The 20166-nt window shown below is 71.1% G+C and carries 16 protein-coding genes; 11 read left to right on the forward strand and 5 right to left on the reverse strand.

Annotation, left to right across the window (positions count from 1 at the left end):
- The first annotated feature begins 349 nt into the window (after window positions 1–349).
- The 6 genes from rpsB to rlmN all read left to right on the forward strand — a co-directional run bounded on the left by rpsB (window position 350) and on the right by rlmN (window position 6553).
- Window positions 350–1279: a 30S ribosomal protein S2 gene (gene rpsB, locus ACIQTO_RS33325; RefSeq protein WP_402396063.1), complete on the forward strand. Its 930-nt coding sequence runs from the start codon at window positions 350–352 to the stop codon at window positions 1277–1279.
- 129 nt (window positions 1280–1408) lie between these two features.
- The gene (gene tsf, locus ACIQTO_RS33330; protein WP_402396066.1) at window positions 1409–2248 is read left to right on the forward strand and encodes a translation elongation factor Ts; all 840 of its coding nucleotides are present in this window, start codon (window positions 1409–1411) and stop codon (window positions 2246–2248) included.
- 262 nt (window positions 2249–2510) lie between these two features.
- The gene (pyrH, locus tag ACIQTO_RS33335; RefSeq protein WP_329489781.1) at window positions 2511–3275 is read left to right on the forward strand and encodes a UMP kinase; all 765 of its coding nucleotides are present in this window, start codon (window positions 2511–2513) and stop codon (window positions 3273–3275) included.
- 119 nt (window positions 3276–3394) lie between these two features.
- Window positions 3395–3952: a ribosome recycling factor gene (gene frr, locus ACIQTO_RS33340; RefSeq protein ID WP_360642314.1), complete on the forward strand. Its 558-nt coding sequence runs from the start codon at window positions 3395–3397 to the stop codon at window positions 3950–3952.
- Between the two features lie 200 nt (window positions 3953–4152).
- Window positions 4153–5289, forward strand: coding sequence for a phosphatidate cytidylyltransferase (locus ACIQTO_RS33345; RefSeq protein WP_380576435.1), 1137 nt, complete (start codon window positions 4153–4155; stop codon window positions 5287–5289).
- A 163-nt stretch (window positions 5290–5452) separates the two neighbouring features.
- On the forward strand, window positions 5453–6553 hold the full coding sequence (gene rlmN, locus ACIQTO_RS33350) for a 23S rRNA (adenine(2503)-C(2))-methyltransferase RlmN (RefSeq protein WP_402396070.1): 1101 nt from the start codon (window positions 5453–5455) through the stop codon (window positions 6551–6553).
- Window positions 6554–6617: 64 nt separating this feature from the next.
- Here the strand turns inward: rlmN and ACIQTO_RS33355 are convergent, their stop codons facing one another.
- The 4 genes from ACIQTO_RS33355 to ACIQTO_RS33370 form a co-directional block, all read right to left on the reverse strand.
- Window positions 6618–7769, reverse strand: a complete 1152-nt coding sequence (locus tag ACIQTO_RS33355) for a hypothetical protein (RefSeq protein WP_402396073.1) — start codon at window positions 7767–7769, stop codon at window positions 6618–6620.
- A gap of 27 nt (window positions 7770–7796) precedes the next feature.
- Window positions 7797–8573, reverse strand: coding sequence for an ABC transporter ATP-binding protein (locus ACIQTO_RS33360; RefSeq protein WP_402396076.1), 777 nt, complete (start codon window positions 8571–8573; stop codon window positions 7797–7799).
- Window positions 8574–8785: 212 nt separating this feature from the next.
- Complete coding sequence (locus tag ACIQTO_RS33365) at window positions 8786–10180, reverse strand: aspartate aminotransferase family protein (protein WP_402396078.1); 1395 nt, start codon at window positions 10178–10180, stop codon at window positions 8786–8788.
- Complete coding sequence (locus ACIQTO_RS33370) at window positions 10177–10650, reverse strand: Lrp/AsnC family transcriptional regulator (protein WP_030306695.1); 474 nt, start codon at window positions 10648–10650, stop codon at window positions 10177–10179. The genes ACIQTO_RS33365 and ACIQTO_RS33370 overlap by 4 nt, the downstream gene beginning before the upstream one ends.
- A 269-nt stretch (window positions 10651–10919) precedes the next feature.
- Between ACIQTO_RS33370 and ACIQTO_RS33375 the strand changes: the two genes are divergently transcribed.
- The 3 genes from ACIQTO_RS33375 (at window position 10920) to ACIQTO_RS33385 (ending at window position 15204) form a co-directional block, all read left to right on the forward strand.
- Window positions 10920–12395, forward strand: coding sequence for a gamma-aminobutyraldehyde dehydrogenase (locus ACIQTO_RS33375; protein WP_402396081.1), 1476 nt, complete (start codon window positions 10920–10922; stop codon window positions 12393–12395).
- Window positions 12396–12582: 187 nt separating this feature from the next.
- A complete protein-coding gene (locus ACIQTO_RS33380; RefSeq protein ID WP_402396084.1) occupies window positions 12583–13941 on the forward strand; it encodes an aspartate aminotransferase family protein in 1359 nt (452 codons plus the stop codon).
- Window positions 13942–14034: 93 nt separating this feature from the next.
- On the forward strand, window positions 14035–15204 hold the full coding sequence (locus ACIQTO_RS33385; protein WP_402396087.1) for a spermidine/putrescine ABC transporter substrate-binding protein: 1170 nt from the start codon (window positions 14035–14037) through the stop codon (window positions 15202–15204).
- Window positions 15205–15222: 18 nt separating this feature from the next.
- Here ACIQTO_RS33385 and ACIQTO_RS33390 read toward each other — a convergent pair whose 3' ends face one another.
- Entirely contained in the window at window positions 15223–16875 is a 1653-nt protein-coding gene (locus ACIQTO_RS33390) for a PucR family transcriptional regulator (protein ID WP_402396090.1), read from the reverse strand.
- 433 nt (window positions 16876–17308) lie between these two features.
- Here ACIQTO_RS33390 and ACIQTO_RS33395 point away from each other — a divergent pair, with 433 nt between their 5' ends.
- Complete coding sequence (locus ACIQTO_RS33395; protein ID WP_402396092.1) at window positions 17309–18823, forward strand: gamma-aminobutyraldehyde dehydrogenase; 1515 nt, start codon at window positions 17309–17311, stop codon at window positions 18821–18823.
- 64 nt (window positions 18824–18887) lie between these two features.
- Window positions 18888–20141, forward strand: coding sequence for a spermidine/putrescine ABC transporter substrate-binding protein (locus ACIQTO_RS33400; RefSeq protein WP_402396094.1), 1254 nt, complete (start codon window positions 18888–18890; stop codon window positions 20139–20141).
- Window positions 20142–20166 lie beyond the last annotated feature (25 nt).

The raw sequence follows: 20166 nt of genomic DNA on the forward strand, positions 1-20166 counted from the left end.
CCGGTCCCCGTGGAGTCGCCCGCTGCTCGGCGCTTCCCGTACACTTCACACGCGACCCGGTCCGCCGGGTCGACTTCGCACGCCCCGCCACCGGTGGACGGATGCGGCTCAGCCGCCGCCCCCGCCTGGTGCGAGTGCCGCTCGGTCCGCCGAGCCCGATCCGGTCTTCGGACCGCTCGGGCGGAAGCGGCTCGGCACGTTCGGGGCGTCAGGCGTGGCTGTCACCTGGCTGCCACGGACAAAACCGAGCCTGACCCGGCCGCACGCAGACGCCGAGCGGGGAGCGCCACCGCGCGACCCACGTCGTCGACTGCGCGGGAGCCGGGCGCAACACCTTAGGAGTACGGCTATGGCCGTCGTCACGATGCGGGAGCTGCTGGAGAGCGGCGTCCACTTCGGTCACCAGACCCGCCGCTGGAACCCGAAGATGAAGCGCTTCATCATCACGGAGCGCAACGGCATCTACATCATCGACCTCCTGCAGTCGCTGAACTACATCGACCGCGCCTTCGAGTTCATCAAGGAGACCGTTGCCCACGGCGGCAGCGTCCTCTTCGTCGGCACGAAGAAGCAGGCCCAGGAGGCCATCGCCGAGCAGGCCACCCGCGTGGGCATGCCCTACGTGAACCAGCGCTGGCTCGGCGGCATGCTGACCAACTTCTCGACCGTCTACAAGCGTCTGCAGCGCCTCAAGGAGCTCGGCGAGCTGGACTTCTCGGACGTGGCCGGCTCCGGCCTCACCAAGAAGGAGCTCCTGGTCCTCCAGCGCGAGCACGACAAGCTGGAGAAGACCCTCGGCGGTATCCGCGACATGCAGCGCGTTCCCAGCGCTGTCTGGATCGTGGACACCAAGAAGGAGCACATCGCGGTCGGCGAGGCCCGGAAGCTCAACATCCCGGTCGTCGCCATCCTCGACACCAACTGCGACCCCGACGAGGTCGACTACAAGATCCCGGGCAACGACGACGCGATCCGCTCCGTCACCCTGCTGACCCGTGTGATCGCCGACGCCGTCGCCGAGGGCCTCAAGTCCCGCGCGGGTGTCGCCAAGGGCGACGCCAAGGTTGAGCCGGGTGCCGACCAGCCGCTGGCCGACTGGGAGAAGGACATCCTGGAGGGCGAGAAGAAGGCTGAGGACGCTCCCGCCGCCGACGCTGCCGCCGAGGTCGAGGCCCCCGCGGCCGAGGTCGAGGCCGAGGTTGAGGTCGAGGCCCCCGCCGCCGAGGCTCCGGTTGCCGAGGCTCCGGCCGCTGACGAGGCTCCGGCCGAGCAGGCCTGACGTACCAAGGGTGAGGGGCACTCGCCGGTACGACACCGGTAGGTGCCCCTCTCTCCCGTGCCGGGACCGAACCGACGGTCCCGGCACAACTCCACGCAGACACGCGAGACGCGAGAAGAGATTCACACCATGGCGAACTTCACCGCCGCGGACGTCAAGAAGCTCCGTGAGCTCACCGGCGCCGGCATGATGGACTGCAAGAAGGCCCTGGACGAGGCCGAGGGCAACGTCGACAAGGCCGTCGAGCTGCTGCGCATCAAGGGCCAGAAGGGCGTCGCCAAGCGCGAGGGCCGTGACGCCTCCAACGGCGCCGTCGCCGCGCTGATCGCCGAGGACAAGAAGTCCGGCGTTCTGGTCGAGCTGAACTGCGAGACCGACTTCGTCGCCAAGGGTGACAACTTCGTCAAGGTCGCCGACGCGATCGCCGCCCACGTCGCCGCCACCGCCCCGGCCGACCTGGACGCCGCGCTGGCCTCCGAGATCGAGCCCGGCAAGACCGTCCAGCAGTTCGTGGACGAGGCCAACGCCGCGCTGGGCGAGAAGATCGTCTTCCGTCGCTTCGCCCAGTTCTCGGGTGACGGCTTCGTCGCGGTCTACCTCCACAAGACCAGCCCCGACCTGCCGCCGGCCGTCGGCGTCCTGGTCGAGCTGGACAAGGAGAACGCCGAGGTCGCCAAGGACGTCGCGCAGCACATCGCCGCCTTCGCGCCGAAGTACCTCTCCCGCGAGGAGATCCCGGCCGAGGAGATCGAGAACGAGCGCCGCGTCGCCGAGGCCACCGCTCGCGAGGAGGGCAAGCCGGAGGCTGCCCTGCCGAAGATCGTCGAGGGTCGCGTCACCGGCTTCGTCAAGGAGAACTCCGTCCTGGAGCAGGCCTTCGCGAAGGACAACAAGAAGAGCGTCGCCAAGGTCCTCGAGGAGAACGGCGTCGCCCTCAAGCGCTTCGCCCGCTTCCGCGTCGGCGCCTGACCCACGTTCCACCGGACTCCCGGCACGCTTAGGCTGGGAACCGCCCCCGTCCGATGACCAGGGCGGGAGGGACGCGCCGAACGGGCTCACCCAGCGTCATCCGTCTATGGGCGGGCCGCGTCGGCACCATGAACGACGAGGAGGCCATTGCCGTGCAGGACACCGTACCGGTTCCCGCGGCAGTGGCCTCCTCGCGTGTACGCGCAGGTCGGGGATCCGCACACCCGCGCCTGTGAACCAGTAGGTGTAGAAGGAGAAGTCCATGCAGGAGACGCAGGAGACCGCGCAGGACCCCCAGGCCGGCTCGCCCCGCCGGGTGCTGCTGAAGCTGTCCGGTGAGGCCTTCGCCGGTGGCGGCGGGCTCGGCGTGGACCCGGATGTCGTGCACGCGATCGCCCGTGAGATCGCCACGGTCGTCCGCGCCGGTACCGAGGTCGCGGTGGTGATCGGTGGTGGCAACTTCTTCCGCGGCGCCGAGCTCCAGGTGCGCGGCATGGACCGGGCCCGTTCCGACTACATGGGCATGCTCGGCACCGTGATGAACTGCCTGGCGCTGCAGGACTTCCTGGTCAAGGAAGGCATCGAGACCCGGGTCCAGACCGCGATCACCATGGGCCAGGTCGCCGAGCCGTACCTGCCGCTGCGCGCCGTCCGGCACCTGGAGAAGGGCCGTGTGGTGATCTTCGGTGCGGGTATGGGCATGCCCTACTTCTCCACCGACACCACGGCCGTCCAGCGCGCGCTGGAGATCCACGCGGACGTCCTGCTGATGGGCAAGAACGGCGTGGACGGCGTCTACGACTCCGACCCCCGGACCAACCCGGACGCGGTCAAGTTCGACGCGCTGGAGTACTCCGAGGTCATCGCGCGTGATCTCAAGGTCGCCGACCTCACCGCGATCACGCTGTGCAAGGACAACAACCTCCCGATGCTCGTCTTCGAGCTGCTGGCGGAGGGCAATATCGCGCGTGCGGTGAAGAGTGAGAAGATCGGCACACTCATCAGCCAGGATTCTGTCCGGGCCTGAGCAGCAATCAGCCGTACGGGACGGCGCCGGCACCACGTGCGGCGGCCTCCACACCGCGACCGGCTTCGACACCGACACCGGTCGGGACAACAGCAGATGAACCGGACAGGGAGTACACAGTGATCGAAGAGACCCTCCTCGAGGCCGAGGAGAAGATGGAGAAGGCCGTCGAGGTCGCCAAGAACGACTTCGCCGCCATCCGGACCGGCCGTGCGCACCCGGCGATGTTCGCCAAGATCGTGGCCGAGTACTACGGTGCCGTGACGCCGATCAACCAGCTGGCCTCCTTCTCCGTGCCGGAGCCGCGGATGGCCGTCGTCGCGCCGTTCGACAAGACCGCGCTGAAGGCCATCGAGCAGGCGATCCGCGACTCCGACCTCGGCGTCAACCCCTCGAACGACGGGTCCATCATCCGGGTGGTGCTTCCCGAGCTCACCGAGGAGCGCCGCCGCGAGTACATCAAGGTCGCCCGCGGCAAGGGCGAGGACGCCAAGGTCTCGATCCGTTCGGTGCGCCGCAAGGCCAAGGACGGCATCGACAAGCTGGTCAAGGACGGCGAGATCGGCGAGGACGACGGCCGTCGCGCGGAGAAGGAGCTCGACGACACCACGGCCAAGTACGTGGCCGCCGTCGACGAGCTGCTGAAGCACAAGGAAGCCGAGCTGCTCGAAGTCTGATGAACGACGCCCCTGACGCCCCTGGCTACTGGGGCCCATCCGACCAGCAGCACCAGCAGTACCAGCCGCACCCCCCGTACCGGCCCGCGCACGCGCCGCAGCCGGCCGCACCGGGCGCTGCGGGTGACCCCGGCCACCGAACGGGTCACTCGCAGCAGCCTCCGGTGTACTGGGGCGGTGACGCGGAGGAGACTCAGCTCATGCCCCCCGTACCGGCCGACCCAGGGCCCGACCCCGCCGAGGGGCCGACCCGGGAGGCCGGGCGGCTGAGTGGACCGCTGTTCCGGGACGAGCAGCCCCGGACGGCGGTGCCGGGCGCGGCGGAGACGGTCGTGCTGCGCGCGATCACCGACGATGTCGCCCCCACCCCCGGCCGCGGCGGTCCGCCGTACCCGGGGGTCCCGGCGTATCCCGCGCCGCCGCAGAGCCACCCGGCGGCCGGGCAGCCCCACCCTGTGCCGTTGTCCCACCCAGGGCAGGAGACACCCGTGGCCCAGCCCGACCAGCAGCCGCAGCCGCGCAAGCAGCGCGGCGGTCGCAACCTCCAGGCCGCGATAGGCGTGGGCGTCGGCCTCGGCGCGGTGATCATCGCCTCGCTGTTCGTGGTGAAGGCGCTGTTCCTGTTCGTGGTGATGGCGGCCGTGTCGGTCGGGATCTGGGAGCTGACCAGCCGACTGGCCGAGCGCAAGCAGATCAAGGCGCCGCTGGTCCCGCTGGTCGCGGGCGGCATCGCGATGATCGCCACCGGTTACTGGGCGGGGGTCCAGTGGGCGGCGGCCTCGCTGGCGCTGACCGGTCTGGCGGTGATGGTCTGGCGGATGGCCGAGCCGCCGGAGAACTACCTGCGGGACATAACGGCGGGTATCTTCACCGCCTTCTACGTGCCGTTCCTGGCCACCTTCGTGGCGATGATGCTGGCGGCGGACGACGGCCCGCAGCGGATCGTGCTGTTCCTGATCGTCACCGTCTGCAGCGACACCGGCGCCTACGCGGTGGGCTACAAGTTCGGGAAGAACAAGCTGGCCCCGACGATCAGCCCGGGCAAGACGCGCGAGGGCCTGGCCGGCGGCATCGGTCTGTCGATGCTGGCGGGCGCGCTGCTGATGCAGCTGATCATCGATGACGGCAGCTGGTGGCAGGGTCTGATCCTGGGTGGCTGCGCGGCGGTCGTCGCGACCCTGGGTGACCTGGGCGAGTCGATGATCAAGCGTGACCTCGGCATCAAGGACATGGGCACGCTGCTGCCCGGCCACGGCGGCATCATGGACCGCTTGGACTCGCTCCTGCCGACCGCCCCGGTGGTCTGGCTGCTGCTGGCGGCCTTCGTCGGCAGCTGAGTCCGGCCGCGCGTCCGGGCCGCGAGTCCGGGCCGGCTCAGGGCCGTGAAACCGGGCCGGGCGACCCGGCCAAGCCACGACGACGAGCGAGGGCTCCGGACGCAGGCGTCCGGAGCCCTTCGCCGTCTGCCGAGGTCCGAACGTCTGCGACACTGGATGAACCATGCCTAAGCCCGGAGAACTCACCTTTGTCGCGCCGCGTGGCGCCAAGCCCCCGCGACACCTCGCCGACCTGAGCCCCGCCGAACGCAAGGAGGCCGTCGCCGAGCTGGGCGAGCAGCCGTTCCGCGCGAAGCAGCTCTCCAACCACTACTTCGGTCGGATGTCCAACGACCCGGCGAGCTGGACGGACATCCCCGCCGCCAGCCGGGAGAAGCTCACCGAGAGCCTGCTCCCCGAGCTGATGTCGGTGGTGCGGCACGTCTCGTGCGACGACGACAACACCCGCAAGACGCTCTGGAAGCTGTTCGACGGCACGCTCGTCGAGTCCGTGCTGATGCGCTACCCGGACCGGGTCACCATGTGCATCAGCTCGCAGGCCGGCTGTGGTATGAACTGCCCGTTCTGCGCGACCGGCCAGGCCGGGCTGACCCGCAACCTCTCCACCGCCGAGATCGTCGAGCAGATCGCGGCCGGGATGCGCGCGCTCAAGACGGGCGAGATCCCGGGCGGCGAGGCCCGGCTGTCCAACGTGGTCTTCATGGGCATGGGCGAGCCGCTGGCGAACTACAACCGGGTGCTGGCCTCGATCCGCCGGCTCACCGACCCGGCGCCGGAGGGCTTCGGCCTCTCCCAGCGCGGCATCACCGTCTCCACCGTGGGTCTCGTGCCGGCGATGAACCGGCTCGCGGACGAGGGTCTCTCCTGTCGCCTCGCGCTGTCGCTGCACGCCCCGGACGACGAGCTGCGCGACGAGCTGGTGCCGGTGAACACCCGGTGGAAGGTCGCCGAGGTGCTCGACGCGGCGTGGAACTACGCGGAGAAGTCCGGCCGCCGGATCTCCATCGAGTACGCGCTGATCAAGGACATCAACGACCAGGCGTGGCGGGCGGACCTGCTCGGCCGGTTGATCAAGAACCACCGGGTGCACGTCAACCTGATCCCGCTGAACCCGACGCCGGGCTCCAAGTGGACGGCTTCCCGGCCCGAGGACGAGCGCGAGTTCGTTCGCCGGCTGCAGTCGCACGGTGTGCCCACCACCGTCCGTGACACCCGGGGCCAGGAGATCGACGGCGCCTGCGGCCAGCTCGCCGCGGCGGGCTGAGACACCGGACAGGCCGAAGGGCCGGACCGGCGGAGGAAGCGGACCGCCGCCGTGCCGGGGAGGCTCAGCGCAGGCCGGCCGCCGCCAGGGCGGCGGTCAGCCCGCCGGTGACCAGCAGGACGGTGCCGACCGCGAGGGTCCGCAGGGCCACCGCGCCGAACAGCAGCCGGGGCGGGGTGCCGATCCGCAGCAGCGCGCCGGCGACGTCCCGGCGGGCGGTGCGGAGTTCGGCCAGCCGGGAGACCACGGCGGCCACCGCGCAGCCCAGCACCAGGCAGACCTCGACGGCGGGCAGGGTGTCCGCGCTGCCCGGTTCCCCGATCCAGTAGCGGACGGTGGTGAGCGCCACCGCGACCGCCAGGGTCAGGACGGCCAGGGGCGGTCCGAGCCGGCGGGCCTGCGCGGTCAGGCCCCGCCCGGCGAGCAGCCGTAGCGGCGTCGGCCGGCCGACGGCGAGCAGCAGCCCGGTCCAGGACAACAGCGGGCCGGTCAGCAGGGCGAGGCCGACGGCGCTCGCGGCCCAGCCGCCGAGGGCGGCGGTGCTGGTGCTGCCGAGCCCGGCCGGCAGGTGGATCGGGCGGCCGTCGGCGGCGGCGCCCGGGCGCAGCGCGATGAGTTCGAGGGCGAGGCCGAGCACGGCCAGCCCGATCGGCAGGGCGATCCGCAGCGGGCCGAAGCCGGTCGGTAGGTGCTGCCGCCCGCCGGGCAGGGTCTCGGCGATCGGCACCGCGCCGGCCGCCGCGATGCCGGCGGTCAGCGGGACCAGGGCGATCAGGGTGACCGGCGCGGCGGCCGGCAGCGGCAGGCCCATGCCGACCTCGGGGGCGAGCGAGGGCCCGGCGATGTCGTTGCGCAGGACCAGGAAGAGCAGCAGGGTCAGCGCGGAGCCGAGGGTGCAGGCGAGCGCGACCTCGCCGGCGATCAGGGCCCGGATCCGGGCGGAGCCGGCGCCCGCCGCGGTGAGGCCGGTGATCCGTTCGGGGCGCCGGGCGGGCACCGCGCGGGCGGCCACGGCGGCGAACCAGGCGACCGCGGCCAGCGGCGGCAGGCACCAGAGCAGCCGGGCGACGGTATCGGCGCCGCCCGCCGGGTCGCTCATCGCCCGGCCGAGGGCCCGCAGCAGGAAGGCGGCGACGACCGCGCCGGCCAGTGCGGTGAGCAGCCAGCGGCCGAGGTCGGGCACCCGGTAGCCCCGGGCCAGACGGAGATAGAACACGTCGACTCTTTCAGCGGCGGGGCGGCGTCATCGGCGCGTGGCCGACACGGCGGACGCTCCGGTGGCTCCCGGCGCGGCGGCGGTCCCGGTGCTTCCGGACGTGCCGCGCGGGACGGGGGCGGCGGGGGCGGCCAGCCGTCCGTCGACGAGGGCGACGGCGCGGTCCGCGTACCGGACGAGCTCGGGGTCGTGGGTGGCCAGGACGAGGGTGAGCTGGTGCGAGCGGGCCGCGCTGGTCAGTATCCGCAGGACCTGTTCGGCGGCCTCGCGGTGCAGCGGGGCGGTGGGGTCGTCGGCGAAGACGACCGGTGGCAGCGGGGCGAGCGCGCGGGCGACGGCGATCCGCTGGCGCTGGCTCTGGATCAGCCGGTCGGGTCGCAGCCGGGCGATGTCGCCGATGTCGAGCCGCTCCAGCCACTCGGCGGCGGCGGTGTACGCGGCCTTGTTGCCGGCGCCGGCCAGCAGCAGGGGCAGGGCGACGTTCTCCCGGGCGGTCAGCTCGGGCACCAGGTGCGGTTCGGAGCCGACGAAGCCGAAGCGGTCGCGTCGCAGTCGTTCGCGGCCGGCCCGGCCGAGGGTGTGGACGGGAGCGCTGTTGAACCAGACCTCGCCGTCGTCGACCGGGATGAGGGCGGAGAGACAGCCGAGCAGGGTGCTCTTCCCGGAGCCGCGCGGGCCGGTGACCGCGAGCACCTCGCCGTCCCGGACGCCGAGCGAGATACCGCGCAGGGCGGGGGTGCCGTGATGGGACTTGACGATCCCCCGGGCCCACAGCACGTCGTTGTCAGGCGGGGCCGCTGACATGAGGTTCCATCCTGGGTGGCCGCAGGGATATGACAGTCGTCAGATTAGAACGATCGGGACCGGGCGCGGTTGCGGCGCACTGGCCCATCAGGGGCAAATCACCCGTAATCAGGCGTGTTTGGTCGGGAAGATCGCGCGGAGAACACCGAAGGGCGGCCCCGCGGGAAGCGGGACCGCCCTTCGGCGGAGGGTGGGGAGGAAAGATCAGGCGATCAGATCTTGGCCCACGCGTCGGTGAGGCTGGTCCGCAGGATCTGCTCGATCTCGTCGAAGGTCGACTGGTCGGAGATCAGCGGCGGGGCCAGCTGGACGACCGGGTCGCCACGGTCGTCGGCGCGGCAGTACAGGCCGTTGTCGAAGAGGGCCTTCGACAGGAAGCCGTAGAGCACGCGCTCGACCTCGTCGTCGTTGAACGACTCCTTGGTGACCTTGTCCTTCACGAGCTCGATGCCGTAGAAGTACCCGTTGCCGCGGACGTCGCCGACGATCGGCAGGTCGCGCAGCTTGTTCAGGGTGCCGAGGAAGTTCGCCTCGTTGTCCAGCACGTGCTGGTTCAGGCCCTCGCGCTCGAAGATGTCGAGGTTGGCCAGCGCCACCGCGGAGGAGACCGGGTGGCCACCGAAGGTGTAGCCGTGCAGGAAGGTGTTGTCACCCTTGTAGAACGGCTCGGCCAGGCGGTCCGAGATGATCGTGGCGCCGATCGGGGAGTAGCCCGAGGTCATGCCCTTGGCGCAGGTGATCATGTCGGGCTGGTAGCCGAACTTGTCGGCGCCGAACATGGTGCCCAGGCGGCCGAAGGCGCAGATGACCTCGTCCGAGACCAGCAGCACGTCGTGGCGGTCGCAGATCTCGCGCAGGCGCTGGAAGTACCCGGGCGGCGGCGGGAAGCAGCCACCGGCGTTCTGCACCGGCTCGACGAAGACGGCGGCGACGGTCTCGGCGCCCTCGTTGAGGATCGCGACCTCGATCTCGTCGGCGCACCAGCGGCCGTAGGCCTCGGGGTCGACCGTGCCGTCCGGGCCCTCGAGGAAGGCCGGCGCGCGGTAGATGTTGGTGTTCGGGGCCTTGTGGGTGCCCGGCACCAGCGGCTCGAACGGGGCCTTCAGGCCCGGCAGGCCGGTGATGGACAGCGCGCCCTGCGGGGTGCCGTGGTAGGCGACCGCACGCGAGATGACCTTGTACTTGGTGGGCTTGCCGGTCAGCTTGAAGTACTGCTTGGCCAGCTTCCACGCGGTCTCGACGGCCTCGCCGCCACCGGTGGAGAAGAACACCTTGTTCAGGTCGCCCGGGGCGTAGTTCGCCAGGCGCTCGGCCAGCTCGACGGCCTTCGGGTGGGCGTAGCTCCACACCGGGAAGAAGGCGAGCTCCTTGGCCTGCTTGGCAGCGGCCTCGGCGAGCTCGACGCGGCCGTGACCGGCCTGCACCACGAACAGGCCGGAGAGGCCGTCGATGTACTTCCGGCCCTTGGTGTCCCAGATGTAGGTGCCCTCGCCCCTGGCGATCGTCGGCACGGGGGAGTTCTCGTACGACGACATGCGGGTGAAGTGCATCCACAGGTGGTCGTAGGCGGTCTTGGAAAGGTCCTTCTGCGCCGGGTCGGCTGTCATCGGGTGCCCCAGGTGTAGGTCTGTTTCCGGAGCTTCAGGTAAACGAAGCTCTCGGTGCTCCGCACGCCGGGAAGCGCGCGGATGCGCTTGTTGATCATTTCGAGCAGGTGCTCGTCGTCCTCGCAGACCAGTTCGGCCAGGAGATCGAACGAGCCTGCGGTGCAGACGACGTAGTCGACCTCGTCGAGGGCGGCCAACGCGTCGGCGACGGGCTCGATGTCGCCCTCGACCCGGATCCCGACCATCGCCTGGCGGGTGAAGCCGACGGTGAGCGGGTCCGTGACGGCGACGATCTGCATCACGCCTTGGTCGAGCAGTTTCTGGACGCGCTGTCGTACGGCCGCCTCGGACAGGCCGACGGCCTTGCCGATGGCGGCGTACGGGCGGCGCCCGTCCTCCTGGAGTTGCTCGATGATCGCCTTGGAGGCGGCGTCGAGGGGAACGCTGGCGTTCCGGTCGCGGTTGGCCACGCCGCAACTGTGCCTGATCGTTCCGCTGTTCGCAAGCGCGGGATCTGCTGATTTCGTCGTGATCTTGGAAATCGGATACGGATTTCATCGCTGTGCCGAAGTTGTGCTGTCGATACCAGCAGTCCTACGGCTACCCTGGTCCGGTACGCGCGCGGCTTCGCAGCGCAGCGCGCGTTCCCCCGAACAGTGGACCGCGCCGCGTCCGGCCCGGCCACTCGGCGCCCTTCGTCCGTCGGACCCGCCGACGTACCATGGCGCCGGAATCTGCAATGCCGCAGGCCCAGACCGAGGAGAGACCCGTGAGCGACCTTCGCACGCTGCGCAACTACATCAACGGTGAGTTCGTCGACGCGGCTGACGGCCGCACGCTCGACATCGTGGACCCCACCACCGGCGAGGTCTACGCGACGTCTCCGCTGTCCGGCGCCTCCGACGTGGACGCCGCCATGGCCTCCGCCGCCGCCGCCTTCCCGGTCTGGCGCGACTCCACCCCGAGCACCCGCCAGAAGCTGCTGCTCAAGATCGCCGACGCGGTCGAGGCGCGTGCCGACGAGATCGTGGACGCCGAGGTCCGCAACACCGGCAAGCCCCGCGCGCTGACCCTCTCCGAGGAGATCGGCCCGATGGTGGACCAGATCCGCTTCTTCGCCGGCGCCGCCCGACTCCTGGAGGGCAAGGCCGCCGGTGAGTACATGGACGGCATGACCTCGATCGTCCGTCGCGAGCCGGTCGGCGTCTGCGCCCAGGTCGCGCCGTGGAACTACCCGATGATGATGGCCGTCTGGAAGTTCGCCCCGGCCATCGCCGCGGGCAACACCGTCGTGCTGAAGCCGTCGGACACCACCCCGGCCTCCACCGTGCTGCTGGCCGAGATCATCGGCGGCATCCTGAAGGACCTGGAGCTGCCGGCCGGCGTCTTCAACGTGATCTGCGGCGACCGTGAGACCGGCCGGGCCATGGTCGAGCACTCCACCCCGGCGATGGCCTCCATCACCGGCTCGGTGCGCGCCGGCATCTCGGTCGCCGAGTCGGCGGCCAAGGACGTCAAGCGCGTCCACCTGGAGCTGGGTGGCAAGGCCCCGGTCGTGGTCTTCGAGGACGCGGACATCGCCGAGGCCGTCGAGGGCATCTCGGTGGCCGGCTTCTTCAACGCGGGCCAGGACTGTACCGCCGCCACCCGCGTGCTGGTGCACGAGTCGATCCACGACGCCTTCGTCGAGGCGCTGGCCAAGGCCGCGGCCGAGACCAAGACCGGTGGCGTGGACGACGAGGACGTGCTCTACGGCCCGCTGAACAACGCCAACCAGCTGAAGCAGGTCACCGGCTTCATCGACCGCCTGCCGGCGCACGCCAAGGTCGAGGCCGGCGGCCACCGGGTCGGCGACAAGGGCTACTTCTACGCCCCGACCGTCGTCTCCGGGCTGAACCAGGACGACGAGATCATCCAGAACGAGGTCTTCGGCCCGGTCATCACCGTGCAGAAGTTCTCGGACGAGGACCAGGCCGTCGGCTACGCCAACGGTGTCGAGTACGCGCTGGCCTCCTCGGTGTGGACCAAGGACCACGCCCGCGCCATGCGGATGTCGCGCCGTCTGGACTTCGGCTGCGTCTGGATCAACACCCACATCCCGCTGGTCGCCGAGATGCCGCACGGCGGCTTCAAGAAGTCCGGCTACGGCAAGGACCTCTCCTCCTACGGGTTCGAGGACTACACCCGGGTGAAGCACGTCATGACCGCGCTCTAGAGCGTCGGGACCGTCGGGGCGCGGCAGGACCGCGGCCCCGACGGCGCGTGACCGATCGTCCGGCAGGACAGTGGGCCCGGGTCGGGAACGATCCGGGCCCACTGCCTTGCCACCCTGTCGGCCGTTCGTGTGACCGCCTGACAGGATGAACCTGCACTTCGGGACCGGGACTCCCTAGCCTTGCCGCATGAGCATCCCCACCGCTGACTCAGCTGCCGGCCAGGCCGTCAAGGCCGCCGACCGCGCGCACGTCTTCCACTCGTGGTCCGCCCAGGCGCTGATCGACCCCCTCGCGGTGGCCGGCGCCGAGGGCTCGTACTTCTGGGACTACGACGGCAACCGCTACCTCGACTTCTCCTCGCAGCTGGTGAACACCAACATCGGGCACCAGCACCCGAAGGTGGTCGCCGCGATCCAGGAGCAGGCCGCGAAGCTCTGCACCATCGCCCCCGGCTTCGCCGTCGAGTCCCGCAGCGAGGCCGCGCGGCTGATCGCCGAGCGCACCCCCGGGGACCTCGACAAGATCTTCTTCACCAACGGCGGCGCCGAGGCCAACGAGAACGCCATCCGGCTGGCCCGGCTGCACACCGGGCGGCAGAAGGTCATGGCGACCTACCGCTCGTACCACGGCGCCACCGCCAACGCGATCGCCCTCACCGGCGACCCGCGCCGCTGGGCCAACGAGACCGGGGTCTCCGGTGTCGTGCACTTCTGGGGCCCGTACGCCTACCGCTCCAACTTCCACGCCGAGAACGAGGCGCAGGAGTGCGAGCGCGCGCTGCGGCACCTGGAGCAGGTGATCGCGTTCGAGGGTCCGGGCACCGTCGCGGCGATCATCCTGGAGACGGTGGTCGGCACCGCGGGCATCCTGGTCCCGCCGCCGGGCTACCTGGCCGGGGTGCGCGAGATCTGCGACCGCTACGGCATCGTGTTCATCCTGGACGAGGTGATGGCCGGCTTCGGCCGCACCGGCGCGTGGTTCGCCGCCGACCACTGGGGCGTCACCCCGGACCTGCTGACCTTCGCCAAGGGCGTCAACTCCGGTTACGTCCCGCTGGGCGGGGTGGCGATCAACGCCGAGATCGCCGCGACCTTCGCCGAGCGGCCGTTCCCCGGCGGGCTCACCTACTCGGGCCACCCGCTGGCCTGCGCCTCGGCCGTCGCCACGATCAACACCATGGCGCAGGAGGGCATCGTCGAGAACGCCGCGCACATCGGCGAGAACGTGATCGGTCCGGCCCTGCGCGAGCTGGCCGAGCGCCACCCCTCGATCGGCGAGGTGCGCGGGCTCGGGGTGTTCTGGGCACTGGACCTGGTCAAGGACCGCACCACCCGCGAGCCGCTGGTGCCGTACAACGCGGCGGGCCCCGCCAACGCGCCGATGGCCGAGCTGGCCGCCGCCTGCAAGCAGCGCGGGCTCTGGCCGTTCGTCAACATGAACCGCTTCCACGTCGTTCCGCCGTGCACCGTCACGGAGGAGGAGGCCAAGGCCGGTATCGCGGTGCTCGACGAGGTGCTGTCGCTGACCGACGCGCACACCGTCTGACGGACAGCCCGCCGACCGACGACGCACCAGACCCGACAGGACGGCCCCGGGTGCCCGCGCGCCCGGGGCCGTCCCACGCTCCGGAGGACCACTTTGCCCCGCACCACCCTCACCCGCCGCGGCGTGCTCGGCACCGCCGGGCTGATCGGCGTCGGAACCCTGACCGGCTGCGGCATCCCGTCCGCCTACGTGGCCGAGGACCGTCGCTCCGCCCCCGACCGCTCGGGGGAGGAGAAGCGGCTGGGCTTCTCCAACTGGACGCAGTACATCGACGTCGACGACGACGGCGGCCGCCCCACCCTGGACGCCTTCACCGAGCGGACCGGGATCAAGGTCACCTACACCGAGGACATCAACGACAACGACGAGTTCTTCGGGAAGATCGGCCCGGTGCTGACCCAGGGCACCGACCCCGGCCGGGACCTCATGGTGGTCAGCGACTGGATGGCCGGACGGTACGTCTCGCTCGGCTGGGTGCAGACCATGGACCGGGCCAACCTGCCGAACGTCACCGCCCAGCTGGATCCGCAGCTGGCGAACCCGGCCTTCGACCCCGGGCGCCGGCGCAGTGTGCCGTGGCAGTCCGGGATCACCGGCATCGCCTACAACCGCAAGGAGCTGGGCCGCGAGATCAGGTCCACCGCCGATCTCTGGGCCCCCGACCTCAAGGGCCGGGTCACCCTGTTCGCCGGGCTGGACGAGGCGCTCGGCCTGCTGATGCTCGGGTACGGCGCCGACATCTCGGCCTTCACCGAGGACGACGCGCACCGGGCGATGGACCTGGTGCAGAAGATGGTCGACAGCCGGCACATCCGCCGCTTCACCGGCAACGACTACACCAGCGACCTGGCCTCCGGGGCCGCGCTGGCCTGCCAGGCCTACTCGGGTGACGCCGTCCAGCTCACCGCCGAGAACCCGGACATCGCGTTCGTGGTGCCCGAGGAGGGCGGCGAACTCTGGGCGGAGAGCCTGCTGATCCCCAACCGGGCCGCGCACAAGCAGAACGCCGAGCTGCTGATCGACCACTACTACCGGCCCGAGGTGGCCGCCGAACTGGCCGCCGCCGTGCAGTACATCTGCCCGGTGCCGGCCGCCCGCGAGGTGCTGGCGGCCAGCGGGGACAAGGAGAAGGCCGAGCTGGCGGAGCACCCGCTGGTCTTCCCGACCGACGAGATGCGGGCCCGGCTGCACACCATGCGCGATGTCACCTCCGCCGAGCGCCCCGGTCTGCACAAGGTCTGGGGCCGCATCACCGGGGTGTGACGCGGCGGGACCGGCGCCTCAGCGCCGCACCGCGTCCAGCGCGAGCAGGGCGACGTGCAGCGAGAGGCAGGACTCGACCTGGTCGAGGTCGACGCCGAGGATCCGTTCGACCTTGTGCAGCCGGTCGTAGAAGGACGGCCGGGACAGGTGCGCGGCATCGGCCGCCGCGGACTTGTTCCGGCCCTGTTCCAGGTAGATCCGCAGCATCTGCACCAGCTGGGCGTTGTGCTCGGCGTCGTAGGCGAGCAGCGGGCCCAGCTCGCGCTCGACGTAGGTCTGCAGCCGGGCGTCGTCGCGCAGCAGGTGCAGCAGGCCGCGCAGCCGGACGTCGGGCAGCCGGTAGTACGCGGCCGCCCGCCCGCCGGGGGCGTCGTGCAGGGCGGCGTCGGCGACCTGGGTGGCCTCCAGCAGGGTGCGACGGGCGTCGCGGACGGAGCCGACCGAGGAGCCGGCGGCGACCACCGGTGCCGGTGCGGGGGCGGCGTCCCGATTGGCCTCCGCCGTCAGCCGGCGCAGCGCCGCGGCGAAGGCGTCCAGCGCGGCGTGCTCGTCCTGCTGGGCGCCGAGCGCGATCAGCACGCCCACGCCCTCGTCGTCGAGCGCGCCGACGAGGGCGGAGAGCCGGCAGCTCCGGATCGCGGTGGCCGCCAGCTCGGTGAAGTCGCGCAGCCGGGCCTGGGCCTCCAGGGCGGCCGGGATCGGTCCGCGCCGCTGCCGCAGCACCACGCCGACCAGCCGGCGGCCCTCCAGCGGCACACCGAGGGCCTGGGCGCGCAGCGCCACCTCGGAGACGGTCAGGGCATGGGTGAGGATGCCGGACAGCAGGGTGCGGTGGGTCTGCCGCTCCAGGCTCTCGCGGTCCCGGACCACCAGCCGGTTGAGGGCGAGCGCGGAGGCGCCGCGTTCCAGCAGCATGGTGTGCGGATGCGCGGTGCCCTCGGGCAGCGGCCCCGGGTCGGCGACCAGGACGAGCCGGCCCCAGTCCTGGCCCCGGGCGCCGACCGTGGTGACCAGCCAGCCGCTGCGCGGGTCGTGTCCGGTGCGGCCGGGTGGGTGGACCCCGCGCGAGCGGCGCTCCCAGTCCTCCAGCAGCTCGGTCTCCGGCCGGCCGGCGGTGTCGTGCGCCAGCACCTGGTGGGCGAGGTTCTCCAGGACGACCGGTCCGCCCGCCATCCGGGCCACCTGGCGGACCACCTCGGCCGGCTCGGCGCCCTCCACCACCAGTTCGTTGAAGACCTGGTGGACCGTCTCCGAGGTGCGCAGCTGCTCCAGCTGGGCGTTGACCACCAGGGCGTGCACGGCCTCGGTGACGGCGACGAAGCGCAGCTCGCGCCGGAGCGCGATCAGCGGCAGGCCGCGCTGCTCGGCGGCGTGCACCAGGGCGCGCGGCAGCGAGTCGAAGTAGCGCCGGCCGAACTCGATGACCAGGCCGGCCACGCCGACCTCGTCCAGCTCGCGCACGTACCGGGCGAGTCCCTCGCGGTCCTCGGGCAGCGCGATGCCGGTGGTCAGCACCAGCTCGCCGCCCTGGAGCACACCGGCGACATCGGGCAGTTCGCTGACATGGACCCAGCGGACCGGGCGCTCCAGACGGTCGGTGCCGGCGACGACCTGGGGGAGGCCGCGCCGCATCACCTCCAGGTCGAGTACACGGGCGACGGTGGGGAGCATCGCGGGGCCTCCAGGGTTCAGAGGGTTCAGAGTGTCAGGTAAATCATCGCTCCCGGCGACGACCTGTTGCCTTCGGAGAACCCTTGCACCCTGTAAGGCCCTGCGGGCCTAGCTTTCCGGGGTGAGCCTTGTCACGCCCGGGCGGCAAAGGGCATGGTCAGCGGGTCGGCTGTGGCGAAAGACGACACAACCGTGGGAACCCGTCGCGTAACCGGAAAGCAACAGCAGAATCCCTTGCCGGGGAAACGCGAGGCTGTCAGGATCGCGCATCCCGGTGACCGACCGGACGGATTCCCCTGTACCGCAGACGCGGCGACTCGACCAGTCGTACGACGCCGGTGCGGTCCCCTGCCCGCCGACCCGTGCAGCATGACGGGATCAGGCGGTCTTCACGCCTTGCGGGCAGACGAACCACCGGCACTTGGAGGAACAGATGGACCTGACCGACTTCGGCGCGGGCGCGCAGTACATCGCCGGCCGGCAGAGCCGGGGGAGCGGCGACCCCTTCCAGGTCGTCAACCCGGCGGACGGCAGTGTGGTCGAGCAGATCTCCCTCGCCTCCACCGAGCAGGTCGACGCCGCGGTCGCCGCCGCCCGCGCCGCGCTGCCCGAGTGGGCCGGCGCCACCCCCGCGGCCCGTTCGGAGGCGCTGACCAGGCTGGCCGCCGTCCTCGCCGAGGCCGGCGCCGACCTCGCCCGGGTGGAGACCTCGCAGACCGGCAAGCCGGTGAAGCTCTCCAGCGAGTTCGACGTCCCCGGCACCATCGACAACACCGCGTTCTTCGCGGGAGCCGCCCGCAACCTGGAGGGCAAGGCGGCCGGCGAGTACTCCGGGGACCACACCTCGTACGTGCGGCGGGAGCCGATCGGCGTGGTCGGCTCGATCTCGCCGTGGAACTACCCGCTGCAGATGGCCGCCTGGAAGATCCTCCCGGCCATCGCGGCGGGCAACACCATCGTCCTCAAGCCGGCCGAGCTGACCCCGCTGACCTCGGTGATGTTCGCCCGGGCCTGCACCGCGGCCGGCATCCCGGACGGTGTGGTCAACGTGGTCACCGGGGCCGGGCGCACCGCGGGCGAGCGCCTCGTCGCGCACCCGGACGTCGCGATGGTCTCCTTCACCGGCTCCACCCCGGTCGGCCGGCGGGTCGCCGAACTCGCCACCGCGACCGTCAAGCGCACCCACCTGGAGCTCGGCGGCAAGGCGCCGTTCGTGGTCTTCGACGACGCCGACCTGGACGCCGCCGTGCACGGCGCGGTCGCCGCGTCGTTGATCAACAGCGGCCAGGACTGCACCGCCGCCACCCGCGCCTACGTCCAGCGCCCGCTCTACGACGCCTTCGTGGCCGGTGTCGCCGAGCTCTACGGCGCGATCCGGCTCGGCGACCCGCTGAACCCGCGCACCGACCTCGGCCCGCTGGTCTCCCACACCCACCGCGACCGGGTGGCCGGCTTCGTCGAGCGCGCCCGCGGGTACGGCGCCACCGTCGTCACCGGCGGCCGCGCCCCCGAGAAGGGCCACGACGGCACCGACCTCACCCGCGGCGCCTACTACCTGCCCACCCTCGTCACCGACGCGGCGCAGGACAGCGAGATCGTCCAGGGCGAGATCTTCGGCCCGGTCCTGGTCGTGCTGCCCTTCGACGGCGACGACGAGGGGCTGCGGCTGGCCAACGACACCCCGTACGGCCTGGCCGCCTCGGCGTGGACGAGCAATGTGCACCGCTCGCTGCGCGCCACCCGGGAGATCGCGGCCGGCTGCGTCTGGGTCAACGACCACATCCCGATCATCAGCGAGATGCCGCACGGCGGCTACAAGTCCTCCGGCTACGGCAAGGACATGTCGCAGTACTCGCTGGACGAGTACACCCAGGTCAAGCACGTCATGTTCGACACCACGGCGGTGGCCCGCAAGGACTGGCACCGCACCGTCTTCGGAGACAGATAACCCCTTCCAGGGGCGTTCCCCCCAGCGCCCCGTCCCGACCTCTCGCCCCCAGGAGGCCCGTTCCATGGCGTTCAACGAGCTCACCGACGGTCTGCCCGAACCGGTCCGCAAGGCCTGGGAACGCAGTCTGACCAGTGGCCGGGCCGCCGTCGGCAGGCGGACCCTGCTGCGTGCCGCCGCCCTCACCGCGGGTGCGGGCACGCTGGCCGCCTGCGGCATCCCGGCGGCCGGCACCGCCGGTACCGGGGACTCCACCGCGAACGCCGCCCCGGACCTCTCGGAGAGCGAGCGCGAGGTGAACTTCTCCAACTGGCCGCTCTACGTCGACACCGACGAGAACGACAAGGAGAAGCACGGCTCACTGGAGGCCTTCACCGCGGACACCGGGATCAAGGTCAAGTACACCGAGGACGTCAACGACAACGTCGAGTTCTTCGGCAAGGTCAAACCCCAGCTCGCGGCCGGCCAGGACACCGGCCGCGACCTGGTGGTGCTCACCGACTGGATGGCCGCGCGGCTGATCCGCCTCGGCTGGGCGCAGAAGCTCACCCCGGCCAACGTCACCACCGCGATCACCACCGTGGACGCGCGCTTCCGCGCCCCCGACTGGGACCCGGGCCGGCTCTACTCCTACCCGTGGGCCGGCATCCAGACGGTGGTCGCCTACAACAAGAAGGCCACCAAGGGGAGGGAGATCACCAGCGTCGCCCAGCTGCTGGAGGACCCCGACCTCAAGGGCCGGGTCACCTTCCTCTCCGAGATGCGCGACACCGTCGGGATGACCCTGCTGGACATGGGCAAGGACCCGGCGAAGTTCACCGCCGACGACTACGACGCGGCGATCGCCCGGCTGCAGAAGGCCGTGGACAGCAAGCAGATCCGCCGCTTCACCGGCAACGACTACGGCCAGGAACTCTCCTCCGGCGACATCGCGGCCTGTGTCGCCTGGGGCGGCGACCTGATCCAACTGAGGGCCGACAACCCGGACATCGAGTTCGCGATCCCGGAGAAGGGCTTTGTCACCGCGACGGACAACATGCTCGTTCCGGCCAGGGCCCGGCACAAGGCCAACGCCGAGAAGCTGATCGACTTCTACTATCAGCCCAAGATCGCGGCGCAGCTGGCCGCGGGCATCGGCTACGTCTCCGCCGTCACCGGGATGGAGAAGGAGCTCGCGATCCTCGCCCCGGACACCGCGGCCAACCCGCTGGTCGTCCCCACCCCCGAGATGGCGGCGAAGGCACACGTGTTCCGCAGCCTGACCGAGGCCGAGGAGAGCTCCTTCGAGGAGAAGTTCTCCAAGCTCATCGGCGCCTGACCCCCACTGACGGCAGAGAATCCAG

The sequence above is a fragment of the Kitasatospora sp. NPDC091207 genome, from assembly GCF_044768625.1.
GTDB lineage: Bacteria > Actinomycetota > Actinomycetes > Streptomycetales > Streptomycetaceae > Kitasatospora.